The sequence below is a fragment of the Amycolatopsis sp. CA-230715 genome (genome assembly GCF_018736145.1).
In the GTDB taxonomy this organism is placed as follows: Bacteria; Actinomycetota; Actinomycetes; order Mycobacteriales; family Pseudonocardiaceae; genus Amycolatopsis.
On sequence record NZ_CP059997.1, the window covers coordinates 10,244,979 to 10,262,898 of the forward strand.

Genomic DNA, 17,920 nt, shown 5'->3' on the forward strand with positions numbered 1-17,920 from the left:
CGGATCACTTCTCCGTGGTGAGGTGGGTGGTGAGGGTGGTCAGGGTGGTGGTGAGGTGGTGGTGGAGTGGTGTGGTGGTGGGATGTTGTGGGTGGTGGAGGGTGAGGGTGAGGTGGTGGTCGTGGTGGGTGGCGATGATTTCGAGGGTGTGGGTGCGGTGTTCGGTGGGGTGTTGGGGTTGGCCGGTGATCTGGTGGAAGTCGTGGTAGAGCGGATGATCGGTGTTGGTGGTGGTGTGGCCGTGGTAGTTGAACAACACTGGTGCGCGGGGGGTGCGCAGGCGGCCGTGTTCACGTAGCGGTAGGTAGCTGGCCCCGTTGCGGGGAAGTGTGCGTAGAGCGCGCCGCACGGTTTTCACGGTGGCAGCCAGGTTTTGGCCGCGGGTCAGGTGCAGGGGGTAGATACTGGTGAACCAGCCCACGGTGCGCGAAAGGTCCGCCGTTTCGGGTAGCAGTTCTTCTTCCCGGCCGTGGCCTTCCACCTCGACCAGCACCGAGTCCTGCCCGGCCCAGGTGGTGATGGCGTCGGTGACCACGGCCAGCAGCACGTCGTGCACCCGGGCCCGGAACACTCCCGGCGCCACCCGCATCACCAACTCGGTGTCCTCTTCGGACAACACCACCGTCGTCGCGACCTCGTCGCCCACCATTCCGGGTTCGGGGATCGGCAACCCCGGTGCGGTATCGGGCAACGCATTCCAGTGGGAGAGGTCGTCATCGAGCCCGCCCGCCGCGGTGTGGTCATACAGGTGCCGGGACCAGGCTTGATACGACAAGGTTTTCCCACCCAGATCGACGGTTTTCCCGGCGTGGGTTTGCCGGTAGGCGGTGGTCAGGTCGTCGAGCAGGATCCGCCAGGACACCCCATCCACCACCAGGTGATGCACCGTCCACACCAGCCACGCACCCCGGCCAGGCCCCCGGTCCAGCCACACCATCCGCACCACCGGCCCCGAAGCCAAATCCAGACTCCCGTCCAGTTCGGCTGTAATGGCCCGGACTGTGTCCTCCCAGACTTCTTCGTCTACTGTGGACAGGTCACGGTGGTCGAACAGGGAATGGGGTTCGTCGGTGGCGTTGTGCTGGACCCAGCCGGTGTCGGTGTGGTGCAGGCGCATCCGTAACGCGTCGTGATGGTCCACCACACCGGCCAGCGCAGCCGACATCGCCTCCGGGTCGGTGCCGGGGGCGAGTTCGATCACGGTGGTCTGGGTGAACTGGTCCGGCACCCGCGGCCCCGCACCCAGATAATCCGACTGGACTGGTGACAACACCACCGGACCCGACACCCGACCCCGCTCCGTGCCGTCCGGGTTTGCCGGGGTGGTGTCGTGGCGGGCGACCACCGCCAGCTCGGCGATCGTCTGGTGCAGGAACAATTCCTTCGACGTGAACACCACACCCACACGCCGCGCCTCGAACACCACCTGCATACTCAAAATCGAATCCCCACCCAACCCAAAAAAGTTGTCCTCCACACCCACCCGCTCCACACCCAGCACACCAGCCCACACCCCCGCCAATCGCTCTTCGACCTCGGACCGCGGCTCCACGAACCTCGCCTCCGAGACCGTGATCTCCGGAACCGGTAACGACTTCCGATCCAAAGTCCCACTCGTAGTCATCGGGAGTTGATCGAGCACGGTCAGGGTGGACGGGACCGCATACCCAGGCAGTCGTTCGGCGAGGAAGGCTCGAACATCGTTGGTGTCTATTGTGGACTTTGGTGTGGGGATGAGGTATCCGGCGAGGCGGGTGGTGCCGCTCTGGTCCTGGTGTGTGGTCGCGGCGGCCTCGGTGATGTGGGGGTGTTGGGTGAGGATGGTTTCGATGTGGCCGAGTTCGATCCGGTAGCCGCGGATTTTGACCTGATCATCCGTCCGCCCCAGGTATTCGAGTACCCCGTCGGGTAGGCGCCGCACCAAATCCCCAGTCCGATACATCCGTCCCCCAGCCGCGGCCGCCACGAACCGCGACGCGGTCAGTGCGGGTTGACCGTGATACCCGCGCGCCAGCTGCACCGTCGCCAAATACAACTCCCCGGCGACGCCGACCGGAACCGGCCGCAGAAACCGGTCCAGAACGTGGGCTTCGGTATTCGCCAACGGCGTGCCCAACGGCACGAAAGCACCACCACCAACGCCTTGGCGAACGTCGTGCAGGGTGGAGTCCACAGTGGTCTCGGTCGCGCCATAAGCATTGACGATGCGGGTGTTCCCGGCGTGGTCGAGCAGGAGTTGGCAGTCGTCGGGGCGCCAGCCTTCGGATCCGACGGCGAGGATTGTGAGGCCGAGTTCTCGGTTGGTGGTGGTGAGTTCGCGGGCCAGGGCGGTGGCGATAGCGGGCACGGTCACCATGAACGACGCGTCGGTGTCCTCGATGAGGTCGAGCAAGGCGGGTGGGGTGGTGATGGTCTCCGGTGGGCAGATCACCATCGTGCCGCCATACAGGATCGACATCACCACATCAGCGAAAAACAGGTCCACCGACATACTCGACACCGACACACACACCGGCGCCAGCCCCGCGAGGTCGTAGTAGCGGTCCCAAGCGGCCATCATGTGCCGTAACTGGGCATGCTCGACCACCACCCCCTTCGGCCGCCCCGTCGACCCCGACGTATACGCCACATACACCACATCCCGCGACGACACCGACACCACCGGCGGTGTCCCCGACAACCCATCCCACAAGCCACCGTCACGGTCCAGGCACACCACCTCCACACCCGCCCCAGCGACCCGGTCCGCGACCTCCACAGTGGACAGAATCAATGCCACCCCGGCATCGGTGGCCATGAACTCCACCGACTCCACCGGATACTCCGGATCCAGCGACACAAACCCCGCACCCGACTTCACCACCCCCACCAACGCCACCACCGCCGCCACCCCCCGCGGCACACACACCCCCACCAGCACACCAGCACCCACACCCCGACCCACCAACCACCGCGCCAAACGATTCGACTCCACCTCCAACCCACCACACGACAACACCCCACCACCCGCAACCACCGCGGGACGATCAGCATCCGCGGCAGCCTGCGCGGTGAACAACGAACCGACCGGGCTGTGGGTGTGCCCGGCGAACCCGGCACCGGTGTCGTTCCACCGCACCAGATCCCGGCGGTCGGTGGCGGTGAGCATCGGCAGGTCGGCGACCCGGGTGCCTGGGGTGGCACCGGCGATTCCTTGGAGAAGGGTGGTCAGGTGGCCGGTCATGCGGTGGATAGTTTCTGCCGCATACAGGTCGGTGTTGTAGCTGATCGCGGCGGTGAGGTCGCCGTGCTGGTGGGCGAAGTCGAAGCTGAGGTCGTGGGTGACCTGGTCACCGGCCAGGTCCAGTTCGGACACCTCGATGCCGGGGATGGTCAGGTCGGGGGTGGGGGTGTTGTCGAGGCTGATCATGACATCGACCAGGGGGTTGCGGCTGGTGTCGCGTTCCGGGCGCAGCACGTCCACCAGCCGTTCGAACGGGACATCGTCGTGCGCGAACGCCTCCACCACCATCTCCCGCACAGTGTCGAGCCAGTCGGTGATAGTGGCGTGTTCGTCGACCTGGGTACGCAGCACCACGGTGTTGACGAAGAACCCGACCACTTCGTCCACTGCCAGGCCGCCACCGCGTCCGGAACTGGTCGTGCCCACCGCGATATCGGTCTGACCGCTGTAGCGGGCCAGCAGCACCTGCACCGCCGCGGTCAGCACCACGAACACCGTCACCCCGTGTTCCCGGGCGACCCGCACCACTCCCGCCACCAACCCCGGATCCCACTCGACCCGGGCCACCGCGCCCGCCGACCCCCGCAGCAACGGCCGCGGACAATCGGTCGGCAACTCCACCGGCACCAACCCCGCCAACCGGGCACACCACCACCGCACCCCCACCTCCACATCCCGACCCCGCTGCCACACCACGAAATCCACATACCCCACCCCAGGAACCACACCATCAACCCGACCACCGCCCTCGACCGCGTCCTGGTACAGGGTGGTGAAATCCCGGGCCAGCACTCCCATCGACCACCCATCGGTGACGATGTGGTGCATCCCCAACCACAGCACCCACTCCCCCGACCCCAACTCGAACACCACCGGCCGCAGTACCGGACCCGACCCCAGATCGAACGGCACCCCCAACTCCGCCCCGACCCGCTCCCGCATCACCATCTCGGGATCGTCCATCATGGACAGATCCACCACCGGCACCCGCACCGAGCCCGGCGGGTCGATCCGCTGCACACCCCGCCCCGCCACCGTCGCATACCGCGACCGCAACACCTCATGCCGCGCCACCAACCCCGACACCACCACCCCCACCACACCCACATCCACCGCACCCCGCAACCGCAACCCCAACCCCGTGTTGTACTCCACCCCACCCGGATCAAAATCCTGCAAAAACCACAACCGCTGCTGCCCGAACGACAACGGCACCCACCCCACCCGCGACACCCCACCAACCCCACCAACCCCACCAACCCGATCGACCCGATCGGCCCGATCGGTGTCCCGCTCCGCCAACACCGCCTCCACCACCACCGCCAACTCCCCCACCGTCGGCGCATCGAACACCACCCGCGGCGACACCACCACCCCCAACACCGACCGCACCCCCGACATCACCCGAATCCCCAAAATCGAATCCCCACCCAACCCAAAAAAGTTGTCCTCCACACCCACCCGCTCCACACCCAACACACCAGCCCACACCCCCGCCAACAACTCCTCCACCACAGACCGCGGCCCCACAAACCCCGCCTCGACCGCCCGGAAACCAGGCTCCGGCAACGCTTTTCGGTCCACCTTTCCGCTCGTGGTCATCGGGAGTTGATCGAGAACCGTCACCGTCGAGGGGATCGCCTGCGACGGCAACCGATCGGCGAGGAACGCCCTGATCGCCGCACTGTCCACATCGGACCCGGCTACGACGTAACCGGCGAGCCGCCGGTGCCCGTCCGCGTCGTCTCGCGCCACCGCGGCAGCCGCCACCACGGCGGGATGCGCCGCCATCGCGGCTTCGACCTCGCCCAGCTCGATCCGGAACCCGCGGACCTTCACCTGGTCGTCGGTGCGCCCGAGGTACTCGAGCACGCCATCCGGCTGCCAGCGCACGAGGTCCCCGGTGCGGTACAGGCGCGTGCCCTCCGCGCCGAAGGGCGCGGCGACGAACCGTTCCGCGGTCAGCTCCGGCCTTCCCCGGTACCCGCGCGCGAGTTGGACACCCCCGAGGTACAGCTCACCGGCCGCACCGACGGGAACCGGGCGGAGACCGGCGTCGAGCACGTAGGCGGTGGTGTTCGCCACCGGGGTTCCGATCGGCACGCGCGCCGAGCCCGGTGCGCACCGCCAGTACGTCACGTCGACCGACGCCTCCGTGGGCCCGTACAGGTTGTGCAGCTCGACATCGAGCGTGGCGAAGAACGTTTCCGCCAGGTCCGCCGGGAGCGCTTCTCCGCTGCACAGGACCCGGCGCAGGCCCGTGCACGACGCGGCGTCGGGCTCGGCGAGGAAGGCACGCAGCATCGACGGTACGAAGTGGATGGTCGTGACGCGCTCCTCCTGGATCACGCGCGCGAGGTAGCCGGGGTCGCGGTGCCCGCCGGGGCGCGCGAGCACGAGCGTCGCCCCGGTCAGCAGGGGCCAGAAGAACTCCCACACCGACACGTCGAAGCTCGGCGAGGTCTTCTGCAGCACGCGTTCCCCGTGCTGGAGCCCGTATTCGCGCTGCATCCATTCCAGCCGGTTCACGATGCCGCGGTGCGCCACCTGGACGCCCTTCGGCCTGCCTGTCGACCCCGAGGTGTAGATCAGGTACGCCAGGTTGTCCGGCGTGCTGCCCGCGGTGGGCGCGGTGTCCGTTCGCGGCAGGTCCGTGTCGGCCGTGACGATCGGGATCCCGGCGAACCCGAATCTGTCGCGGCACGCTTCCTCGGTCACCAGCACGGCGGCGCCGGAGTCCTCGATCATGTACGCGAGCCGCTCGTCGGGGTACTCGGGATCGAGTGGCACGTAGGCGCCACCGGCCTTCAGGATGCCGAGCAGGCCGACCACGAGACCGAATCCGCGCTCGGCGCCGATGGCGACCGGCACGTCCGGGCGGACCCCCAGCTCGGCCAGCAGGTGCGCGAGCCGGTTCGCGGAGGTGTCGAGTTCGCGGTAGGTCATCGATTCGCCGTCGAACACCAGCGCGGTCGCCTCGGGTGTGGTGGCCACCTGCGCCTCGAACAGCTCGTGCAGGCATCCTTGCCGTGGGAAGTCCGCGTCGGTGGCGTTCCACTCGGTCAGCAGCAGGGCCGTCTCCGCCGCGGGCAGCACGGGCAGGTCGCGCACGGTGCGCGCCGCCCGGTCCGCGATCGCGTCGAGCAGGGTGGTCCACTGGTCGACGAGGCGCGTGATCGTGCCGTCGTCGACCAGGTCCGGGTCGTAACCCAGCCGGAACTCCAGCCGGGGCCCGGTGTGCGCGACCAGCGCCAGCGCGAAGTTGGTGTGCTCGTCTCCGGTGTACTCCTCGATCCGCAGGCCGTGGCGGTGCGCGGCACCCTCGTCGTAGGGGAAGTTCTCGAACACCACGATGCTGTCGAACAACGCGGTGCCGCGCGGCACCTCGCTCCAGGCCTGCACCTGCGACAGGGACACGTGCTCGTACTGGCGTGATTCGAGCTGTCCTTCCTGGAGCCCGCGCAGCCAGGCCGCCACGCCGTCGTCCTCCACGATTTCGGCGCGCACGGGGAGCGTGTTGATGAACAACCCAAGGATGCGGTCCGAGCCGGGCAGGTCCGCCGGGCGTCCCGAGACCGTGGCACCGAAGCACACGTCCCGGTCACCGCAGTACCGCGACAACAGCAGTGCCCATGCGCCCTGGACGATGGTGTTGACGGTGATCCGCTCCTCGCGCGCGAACTCCGTCAACGCGGTCGTGACCTGCTCCGGTAGCGCGAAGTCCCGCCGGCGCGACGAGCGGGTCCCGTGCGCGCGTACCGGTGCCCGGTCGACGGGAAGGGGTGTCGGCGCGGTGAAACCGGACAGGACGGTCCGCCAGTACCGTTCCGCGGCGGGCCGGTCCTGCCCGGCGAGCCAGGCGACGAAGTCGCGGTACGGGCGCCGCGCCACCGGTTCGGCCACCGCGCCACCGGTCAGCGCGGCGTAGCGGTCGAACACCTCCGACCACAGGTCCGCGAAGCTCCAGCCGTCCAGCAGGAGGTGATGCGCCGACCAGTAGACCTGCACGGAGGTGTCGGACAGGCGCGCGAAGGACAGCCGCATCAACGGTGCCGTCGCCAGGTCGAACGCGTCCGCGAGGCGGGCGCGCCAGATCCGCGCCAGGCCGTCCTCGTGGTCCTCGCCGCGGAGGTCCACCTGGTCGACGGCCAGCGCGGCCGAGGCGCGCACCAGCTGGAACGGTTCACCGTCCGCGGTCCACACCACGGTCGCCCGCAGCGCGGGAGTGGTGTCCACAAGCGACTGCCACGCGGTCGCGAGCGCGGCGGGATCGGCGACGCCGGACAACCGCATCCCGAAGTGGCCGACGTACACGTCGGTCCCCTGCCCGGCGAGCGAGTGGAAGAGCATCCCGCTCTGCATCGGTGTCAGCGGGTAGATGTCCTCGACGGACTGGCCGTCGGTCAGCGCGTCAACGGCCTCCTGGCCGAGCCCGGCCAGCGGGAAATCGGACGGCGTCCAGCCGCCCGCCCCCGGTGCCGTGCAGTGGGCGATGATGTCCTCGAGCGCGGCCGTGAAGCTTTCCGCGAGGCGGCGGACCGTGGCTTCCTCGTGCCGCTCGCGCGAATACGCCCAGCCGAATTCGAGAACGCCGTCGCGGACCATGCCCGTGATCTCGAGGAGATGACCGCGGCGGTGGGCCGGATCGCGGTCGTCACCGGGGTTCGGGCACCAACCGCGGTAGAGGCCGTCGCCCGCGCTGCCGGTGTCGAAGTGCCCGAGGTAGTTGAACGCCACTTCCGGGCGCGCCTCGCCCATTCCGGTGTCCTCTGTGGACAGATACCGCAGCGCCCCGTACCCGATGCCGTTGCCGGGGATCGCCCTGAGCTGCTCCTTCACCGATTTCAGCGCGGTTTCCCAGTCCGTGTCCGTCCCGATCGTCACCGCGATCGGGAACAGGGTGGTGAACCAGCCGACCGTGCGCGACAGGTCGACGCCGTCGAACAGGTCTTCCCTGCCGTGGCCTTCGAGCTCGACGGCTACGGTTCCCGTGCCCGCCCATGCGCCGAGCACCTTGGCCAGTGCGCACAGCAGCACGTCGTTCACCCGCGTGCGGTACACCGGTGGCACGCGGTGCAGCAGCGCGTGCGTCCGGTCGCGGTCGAGCCCCGCGGTCACCGTCGCCATCGAGCCGACCGTGTTAGCGCCGTCGCGGTCGACCGGGAGCGGGTCCGCCGCCGCCACCACGGTGTCCACGCCGCGCCAGTAGCCCACCTCCGCGGCGAAACCGCCGGACCGCACGTGCGCGGCCAGCAGGTTCGCCCAGGTCCCCACCGAGGTGGTCTTCGGCCCGAGGTCGACGGGACCGCCGCGCACGGCTTGGTGGTAGGCGCTTTCCAGATCGGAGAGCAGCACGCGCCACGACACGCCGTCCACCGCGAGGTGGTGCGCGGCCAGGAACAACCGCGTGCCGTCACCGGTGACCAGGAGAGCGGCCAGCAACGGTGGTGCGCTGGGACGGCACCCGGACTGGATCCCGACGATCTCGCGGCGGACCACCTCCTCGTGCTCGGACGGATCCACAGTGGACAGATCGAGCCGGCGCACGAGCGGCGCGCCCGCGGCGGCGTCCACGCGCTGCCGCCATTCGCCGTCGATCAGGTCGAACCGGAGCCGCAGCGCGTCGTGGTGCCGGGCCACCGCGTGCACGGCGGCGGTGAGCGCCTCGACGTCGGCCTGCCCGCCGAGCCGGACGAAGACCGACTGGGTGAACCACTGCGAGCCGTCGGCGTGGTCGTCGAAGTACCACCGCTGCACGGGTGTCAGCGGAAACTCACCGGTGACCTCCTCCGGCGCGGTCGTCGTCGCCTCGGTCACCTCGGTCGCCAGCTCCGCCACCGTCTGCCGCGCGAAGATCTGCTTCGAGGTCACCCGCAGGCCCGCCTGCCGCGCGCGGGACACCACCTGGAGGCTCAGGATCGAATCGCCGCCGAGGTCGAAGAAGTTGTCGTCGGCGCCCACTCGTTCGACGCCGAGCACCTCGGCCCAGATCGCGGCGAGGGCGCGTTCGGTCGCGGTGCGCGGCGCGGTGTAGTCACCGTCCACACCGGACCGGTCAGCCGGTGCGGGGAAGGCCTTGCGGTCCACCTTGCCGCTCGGGGTGAGCGGGAAGGAGCCGAGCACGACGAACGCGGACGGCACGAGGTGCGGTGGCAGGTGTTCGGCCGCGAAGGCCCGCAGGACCGCCACCGGCGGCGGCTCGGCGGCGGGCGTGACGTAGGCGACGAGCTTCCGGTCGCCGGGCCGGTCCTCCCGCGCGAGCACGGCCACCTGCCCGACCGCGGGATGGGCGGCGAGCGCGCTTTCGACCTCACCGGGTTCGATCCGGAACCCGCGGATCTTCACCTGGTCGTCCGCGCGCCCGAGGTAGTCCAGTTCGCCGTCGGCGCGACGGCGCGCGAGATCGCCCGTCCGGTACAGCACACCGGATTCGCCGTACGGGTCCGCGACGAACCGGGTCGCGGTCAGCCCCGGCCTGCCGAGGTATCCGCGTGCGACACCCGCCCCGGTCACGTACATCTCGCCGGGGACGCCGTCGGGCACCGGGCGGAGCCACGGGTCGAGCACGCGCACCCGCAGATCGGGGATGGGCGCTCCGATCACGCTCGCCCGCTGCTCGCGGACGAGGCGTTCGGACAGCTCCACCGCGGTCACGTGCACGGTGGTTTCGGTGATGCCGTACATGTTCACCAGCCGCGTACCCGATTCGGCGTGCCGCGCGTACCAGCCGGTGAGCTTGCCGAAATCGAGCGCCTCGCCGCCGAAGACGACCCAGCGGAGCCCGAGCCGCGCCCCGAGCGCTGGATTGTCCTCTTCGGACCGCAGCAGTTCGTAGAACGCCGACGGCGTCTGGTTGAGCACCGTCACCCGTTGCTCGGCGAGTAGGGCGAGGAAGTCTTCCGAGGACCTGGCCACCGCCTTCGGCACGACGACGAGCCTGCCGCCGAAAAGCAGCGCGCCCCACAGTTCCCACACCGAGAAGTCGAACGCGCAGGAGTGGAAGAGCGTCCAGACGTCGTCGGAACCGAAGCCGAACCGCGCACGGGTCGCGTCGAAGAGCCTGGTCACGTTCCGATGGGGAACGAGGACGCCTTTGGGGTTTCCGGTGGAGCCGGAGGTGTAGATGGCGTAGGCGGTGTTGGCGGGGGTGACCGTGGTGGCAGGGGGTGTGGCGGGGCGGTGGTCGAGGTCGGGGCTGGTGGGGTCGAACAACCAGCGCGCGGTGGGTAACCGGTCGTGGTGCTCGGCAGTGGTGAGCACGATCGCGGCACCGGAGTCGCGGAGCATGTAGTCCAACCGCTCCGCCGGATAGCCGGGATCCAGCGGCAGATAAGCGGCACCCGCCTTGAGCACACCCAGGATCGCCACCACCAGATCCACCCCGCGATCCAGGCACACCCCCACCAGCACCTCCGGACCCGCACCCCACTCCACCAGCTGATGCGCCAACCGGTTCGCCCGCACCTCCAACTCCCCATACCCCACCACCCGATCACCACACACCACCGCCACCCCATCACCCGCACCCACCGCCACACCCGAAAACACCTCATGCACACACAAACCAGCCCACTCGTGCGCCGGTGGTGTTTTCCTCGCGACCGCGCGCCGGTACTCGTCGTTCAGCATCGGCACGCGGTGCAGCGGGCGATCCGGGTCCACCACGACGTTTTCGAGTAACCGGGAAAGGTGGTCCATCAGTCGTTCTATTGTGGACTGGTCGAAGAGCGCGGTGCTGTACTCGACGTTGCCGACGAGTTCCCCTTCCAGCTCCTCGAAATCCAGGCTCATGTCCAAACGGGACGCCGGGATCGGTGGGGGGATTTCTTGGGTGGTGAGGTTGTGGAGGTGGGGTGTGGTGGTGGGGGTGTTGTGGAGGTTGACCATGACCTGGGCCAGTGGTGGGCGGCTGGGGTCGCGGTCGGGGGCGATGGCTTCCACGATCTGCTGGAAGGGGGCGTCCTCGTTGGCGAAGGCGTCGAGCACGGTGGTGCGGACCCGGCCCAGCAGGGTGGTGAAGGTGTCGGTCTCGTCCACCTGGGTGCGCAGGACCAGGGTGTTGACGAACAACCCGACCAGGTTTTCCCATTCGGTGCGGTTGCGGCCCGAACTGACCGTCGCGACCGCGATATCGGATTGGCCGCTGTGCCGGGAGAACACCACCTGTGCCGCCGCGATGAGCACCATGAACACCGTCGCCCCACACGAACGCGCCAGCTCCCGCACCCGGCCGACCACCGGTGCCGGGAGCGTGAACACCCATGAGGCGCCCGCGGTCTCGCGCACCGCCGCCCGCGGCCGGTCGGTGGGCAGCACCAGCGGCGCCACCCCCGCCAACTGCTCCCGCCAATACCCCAGCTGCGCGTCCACCCCGCCCGAGGCCACCCGCTCGCGCTGCCACGCCGCGAAATCCACATAGTCCAGCCCCGGCCGCGCCAGCCCCGGCTCGGTCCCGGTCACCACCGCCGAATACCACGCCGCCAACTCCGCCATCACGATCGACATCGACCAGCCATCACAAATCACATGATGCAGACACACCACCAGCACATGCTCGGTCTCCGACTCCCGCACCAGCATCACCCGCACCAACCCGCCCCGCCGCAACTCGAACGGCCTCACCACCTCCCGCTCCACACACTCCTCCACCACCCGCTCCCGCTCGGGCTCGGGCACCGAGGACACATCCACCACCTCCACCCGCACCCGCCCCGGCGGATCCACCACCACCCCCGCACGCCCCCCGACCTCCACAAACCGCGACCGCAACGACTCATGCCTGCCCACCACCCCCGACACCGCCACCTCCAACGCCCCCACATCCACCACACCCCGCAACCGCACCACCCTCGGCGCGTTGTACTCCACCCCACCCCGCTCGAACTCCGCCAAAAACCACAACCGCTCCTGCCCAAACGACACCGGCAACACCCCACCCCGCGACACCCCCACCACACCACCACCATCCGCACCCAACCCACCCGACACACCCGCGAACCGCGCCAACACCAACTCCCGCACACCCGCAGGCAACGCCGCCAACCGATCCGCACGCGAAACAGGGTCGTTCATTCCGTCTCTCTCCGATTCAGGCGCTGCCGGACGCGGCGAGCCGTTCCAGCTTGGTCAGGATCTTGTCGCGCAGGCACGCCGACAGGCCACCGACGGTGGGGGTGTCGAACACTTCGCGCGGGGAGATGTCGATGTCGAAAGTGGACCGGATCCGCGAGGTGAGCCGGAGGCTGGTGATGGAATCGCCGCCGAGGTCGAAGAAGTCGTCGGTGGCCCCGATCCGCTCGACACCGAGGATCTCCGACAGCATCCGCGCCAGCGCCTCCTCGGTTTCGTTGCGCGGAGCCACGTATTCGGTGCTGGTGGTCGCCGCCCTGTCGGGTTCGGGTAGTGCGGTCTTGTCCACTTTTCCGTTGGGGTTGAGGGGGAGTGTGGTGAGGGTGACGTAGGCGGTGGGCATCATGTAGTCGGGGAGGAGTTCGGCGAGGTGGGTGCGCAGGGTGTCGATGCCGGGTGGGTTTCCGTTGGTGGCGACGGTGTAGGCGATCAGGCGTTTGTCGGTTCCGGTGTCCTGGCGGACCACGACGGCGGCTTCGGCGACACCGGGGTGGCGTACCAGTGCGTTTTCCACTTCGGCGGGTTCCACCCGGAATCCCCGCACCTTCACCTGGTCGTCGGCCCTGCCGACGAACTCCAGGGTCCCGTCCCGGCGCCACCGCACCACGTCCCCGGTCCGGTACAGCCGCCCGCCCGCCGGGCCGAACAGGTCCGCCACGAACCGCTCCGCGGTCAGCCCCGCACGACCCACATACCCACGCCCCACACCCACACCACCCACATACAACTCACCGGCCACCCCCACCGGCACCACCCGCAACCACCCGTCCAACACGTACAACCGCGTATTCGGCACCGGCGACCCCAACGGCACCGACCGATCCACCACACCCACCCGGCACAACGTCACCGCCAACGCCGCCTCACTCGGCCCATAGATATTCACCAACCGACGCCCCACCGACCACACCGCCGCCAACTCCCGCGACAACACATCCCCACCGCTGGACACCGCGCGCAGCCCGGTCAGGCCCGAGGGATCCATCGTCTGCAGGAGCGCCGGTGGCAGCGACACGACCGTGACCCGGTCTTCCTCGATCTGCCTCGCCAGCAGGCGGACGTCGTAACGCGCTTCCGGACGAACGAGCACGAGGGTGGCGCCTGCGATGAGGGCGGTGAAGATCTCCCAGACACCGCCGTCGAAGCTGGGTGAGCAGAAGTGCAGGACCCGGCTGTCCGGGGTGATCTCCGATTCCGCGCAGGCGGCCAGGATCACGTTGTACAACGACCGGTGCTCGATCATCACCCCTTTCGGGCGGCCGGTCGATCCCGACGTGTACACCACATACGCCAGATCACCCGGCCCCACCGGCACCGGCACGGTCATCGGCGGCCCGTCCCGTAGATCGTCCACAGTGCACACATCGGATTCCGGTGCGGTGCCACGGAAACGGTCCACCAGGTCCGGCTCGGTGACCAGCACCACCGGGCGCGTCTGGGCCACCATGTACCCCACCCGATCCGGCGGATACTCCGGATCCACCGGCACATACGCCCCACCCGCCTTGAGCACCGCCACGATCGCCACCACCAGATCGATCCCCCGCCCCAACGCCAACCCCACCAAATCCCCGCGGCCCACACCCCGCGCCACCAGACCGCCCGCGACCCGATCCGACCGCTCCGCCAACTCCCCGTACGACAACGACACCCCGTCCCGCACCACCGCCACCGCGTCCGGACACCGCCGCCCGTGCTCCGCGATCACCTCGTGCACCACCCGCTCCACCGAATACCCCGACCCCGTATCCGTCCACTCCTCCAGCACCAGCCGCCGCTCCCACTCCGGCACCACCGGCAACTCCCCCACCCGCATCCCCGGATCCGCCACCACCGCCTCGAACAACACCCGAACCCGCTCCGCCAACCCCACCACCGTCGACTCATCGAACAACGCCGGGTCGTAGAAGAACTTGACGGTCAGCCGTTCCCCCGGCTCCACCACCACGATCAACGGCGAGTTCGTGTCACCGGAGGCATCGGACCGCACCACTTCGAGCCCGCAGCGGGTGGCCATTTCGGTGTCCACGGGGAAGTTCTCGAACGCCACGATGCTGTCGAACAGATTCACCCCGCGCGGCACCGAACTCCACCCCTGCACCTGCGACAGGGACACGTACTCGAACTGCCGAGCCTCCGCCTGCGCCTCCTGCAACCCCCGCAACCACTCCCCCACCCCCACCGACTCCACCACACCCACCCGCACCGGCAACGTATTGATCACAATCCCCACCACCGACTCCACCCCCACCACACCCACCGAACGACCCGACACCGTCGCCCCGAAACACACCTCACCCCCACCACCCAACCGCCACAACAACACCCCCCACACACCCTGCACCACCGCATTCACCGTCACCCCAACCCCACGAGCCACCACCGACAACCCCGCAGACAACCCCACCGGCAACTCCAGCACCACGGTGCCGTCGGTCCGCGGCCGGTAGCCGGGAGCGGGCGCCCTGTCGACGGGCACCGGGGTCGGCGCGGTGAGCCCGGCGAGCGCTTCGCGCCAGTAGGCCTCCGCCGCGCTTTCGTCCTGCTCGATCAACCAGGCGACGTAGTCGCGGAACGGGCGTGGTGCGGGCCGTTCCGGTACCTGCCCGCCGGTTTCCTCGGCGTAGCAGGCGAAAAGCTGCGAAAGCACTTCCGCGCCGCTCCACCCGTCCAGCACGCTGTGATGAATGGTCCATACCATTTGGACCCGAGTTCCGCTCAGCCGCACGAGCGTCACCCTGGCCAGCGGTGCGGTGGCGAAGTCCACGCCCGCCGCCCTGTCCCCGGCGAGCAGTTCCGCCAGCCTCCGCTCGCACTCCGCAGGCGCTTCGGCGCGCCAGTCCAGTTCGGTGACCGGCATCCGCGCGTCCCGGTGCACCACCTGCAGCGGCTGGTCGACGCCCTCCCACAGCACCGAAGTCCGGAGCACCGGCACCCGCTCGACCACGCGCTGCCAGGCCCTGCCCAGCGCGGCGTGCTCGGCGACGCCGTCGAGAAGCACGGTGAACTGGAAGAGGTAGACGCTCTTGTCGTCGGCGGTGAGCGTGTCGAACAGCATGCCGGTCTGCATCGGCGTCAGCGGGTAGACGTCCTCGACCCGGTCCGGCTCCTTGACGAACCCCTCGAGCGCGGACCGGTTCAGCTTCGCCAGCGGGAAGTCGTGCGCACTGCCGTCCGCGGGCGTGGTCTCGCGCTCGTCGGCGTCGGTCACCGTCCCGGCCACCGAGGCCAGTTCGGCGATCGTCTGGTGCAGGAAGATGTCCCTGGCGCGCAGCACGACACCGCGCTCGCGCGCTCGCGAGACGATCTTCAGGTTGAGGATCGAGTCGCCGCCGAGGCGGAAGAAGTTGTCGTCCGCCCCGACCCGGTCGCGGCCGAACGCCTCGGCCCAGATCTCGGCCAGCACCGCCGCCACCCCGCCGTCCGGCGCGACGTACTCGCCCGCGACGACGGGTTCGGGCAGCGCGGCCCGGTCGATCTTGCCGTTCGGGGAGACCGGCAGCCGGTCCATGCCGACGAACCACGTCGGCACCAGATAGGACGGCACGCGTTCGGACAGGTAGTCGCGCAGGACCTCCTCGGCGGCATCGCCCACCACGTACGCGACGAGCCCGCGCGTTCCCGCGGAGTCCTCGCGCACCGCGACGAACGCTCCCGACACCGCGGGATGACCGGCGAGGACCGATTCGATCTCACTGGGCTCGATGCGGAAGCCCCTGATCTTGACCTGGTCGTCGGCCCTGCCGACGAAATCGATCGCCCCGTCCTCCCCTCGGCGGACCAGATCACCGGTCCGGTACAGCCTGCCGCCGCGGCCGAAGGGATCGGCGACGAACCGTTCGGCGGTCAACGCCGGGCGGTTCGCGTAGCCGCGCGCCAGCCCGGCGCCACCGAGGTACAGCTCGCCCGGCACACCGGCCGGGACCGGCCGCAGCCGGTGGTCCAGCACGTAGGCGGTGGTGTTGTCCATCGGCGAGCCGATCGGGGTCACCCGGCGGCGCACCTCCTCCTGGACGAGGCGGTGGCAGGTCGCGAACGTGGTCGTCTCGGTCGGCCCGTAGACGTGCACGACGGTCGTTTCCCGGCAGGCGTCGAGCACTCGCGCCATCGCGGGAGCCGAAGCTGCCTCCCCGCCGGTCCACACCTGGCGGAGCCAGGCGAAGCACTCCGCGTCCTCGTCCGCCAGCAGGTTGAACAGCGCTGTGGTCAGGAAGAGCGAGGTCACCCCGCGCTCGCGGGCGGCGGTCCGGACGACCTCCGCGGTCAGCTCCCCGGTGGCCACCACGACCCGGCCCCCGTGCACGAGCGGGGTCCACACCTCGTAGGTCGCGGCGTCGAACGCGTGGGGCGAATGGAAGAGCACCCTCTCGTGCGCGCCACCGCGCCAGCACCGGTCCCAGACCAGGCTCACGATGTCGCGGTGGGTCACCGCCACGCCCTTCGGCCGCCCGGTCGAACCGGAGGTGTACATGACGTAGGCGAGCTGGTCCGGGTGGTTCACCACCTCGGGCGCGCGGTCCCCGGCGGCCGCGTCCTCCCGGTCCGCGACGATCAGCGGCACCCCCGAGGCGCGAGCCGCGTCCTGGTGCCGTTCGTCGGTGAGCATCACCGTGGCGCCGGCGTCGCGCATCGACCACGCGAGGCGATCCGGTGGTGTGCTCGCGTGCACCGGTACGTACGCACCGCCCGCCTTGAGCACCGCCAGCATCGCGACGATCGCGTGCGCCGAGCGCCCCATCAGGAGACCGACGCGGGATTCGGTGGTGACGCCGTGCGCCGCCAGCTTCGCCGCCAGCCGGTTCGCCCTCCCGTCCAGCTCGGCGTAGCTCACCTCCGCGCCGTCGACTTCGAGCGCGACCGCGTCCGGTGTCGCACGCACCTGGCGCGCGAACAACGCGGGCACGGTGGCTTCGTCGGGGAGCTTCCGCGCGGTTTCGTTCCAGGAGAACAGGATCCGGTGCCGGTCGTCATCGTCCAAAAGGGACAGATTGCCGACCTGGACGGCCGGGTTCTCCGCCACCGCCCGCACGACGAGCCCGAGATGTGCCGCCATGCGCGCCGCCGTCCCCGCCTCGAACAGCGCGGTGTCGTAGATCAGCACGAGTTCGGTTTCCCCGGCCTCCACGGTCAGTTCCGGGTTCGCGTCGTCCGGGAGCACGGCCGCGCCGCGCCGCTTCACCAGCACGGTGATCGCGCCGCGGCCGGCACCGCCCCGCTGGTAGGCGACGGCGGCGAAGAGCGCGTCGCGGGTGGCTTCGAGGTGGTCCAAAAAGGACCTATCGTTGTCCACTTCGGACGGCAATGCGTGCACGGCCTGGTCGGAGGCGACGCCGAGCACGAAGCGGTCCTTGCCGGAGTACCGGGCGAACAGCACCTGGCACGCCGCCACCACCAGGACGAACGGCGTGGTCCCGACGTCCTCGGCCAGCCGCGCCACGGTCGCCGCGACGGGCGCGGGCAGGCCGAGGTCCGCCCTCGCGGTCATCCGGACGGCGGCGGCCGAGCGCGGCCGGTCGGTGGGCAGCTCGACCGGGGACGGTCCGATAGCGGGCGAAGCACTCATCACGG

At 69.5% G+C, this 17,920-nt stretch carries 2 protein-coding genes; both read right to left on the reverse strand.

The window, feature by feature from the left end; genetic code table 11:
• Positions 1-4: 4 nt before the first annotated feature.
• Positions 5-12,145, reverse strand: a complete 12,141-nt coding sequence (locus tag HUW46_RS47575) for a non-ribosomal peptide synthetase (RefSeq protein WP_215545185.1) — start codon at positions 12,143-12,145, stop codon at positions 5-7.
• Positions 12,146-12,311: 166 nt separating this feature from the next.
• Entirely contained in the window at positions 12,312-17,915 is a 5,604-nt protein-coding gene (locus HUW46_RS47580; protein WP_215545186.1) for a non-ribosomal peptide synthetase, read from the reverse strand.
• Positions 17,916-17,920 lie beyond the last annotated feature (5 nt).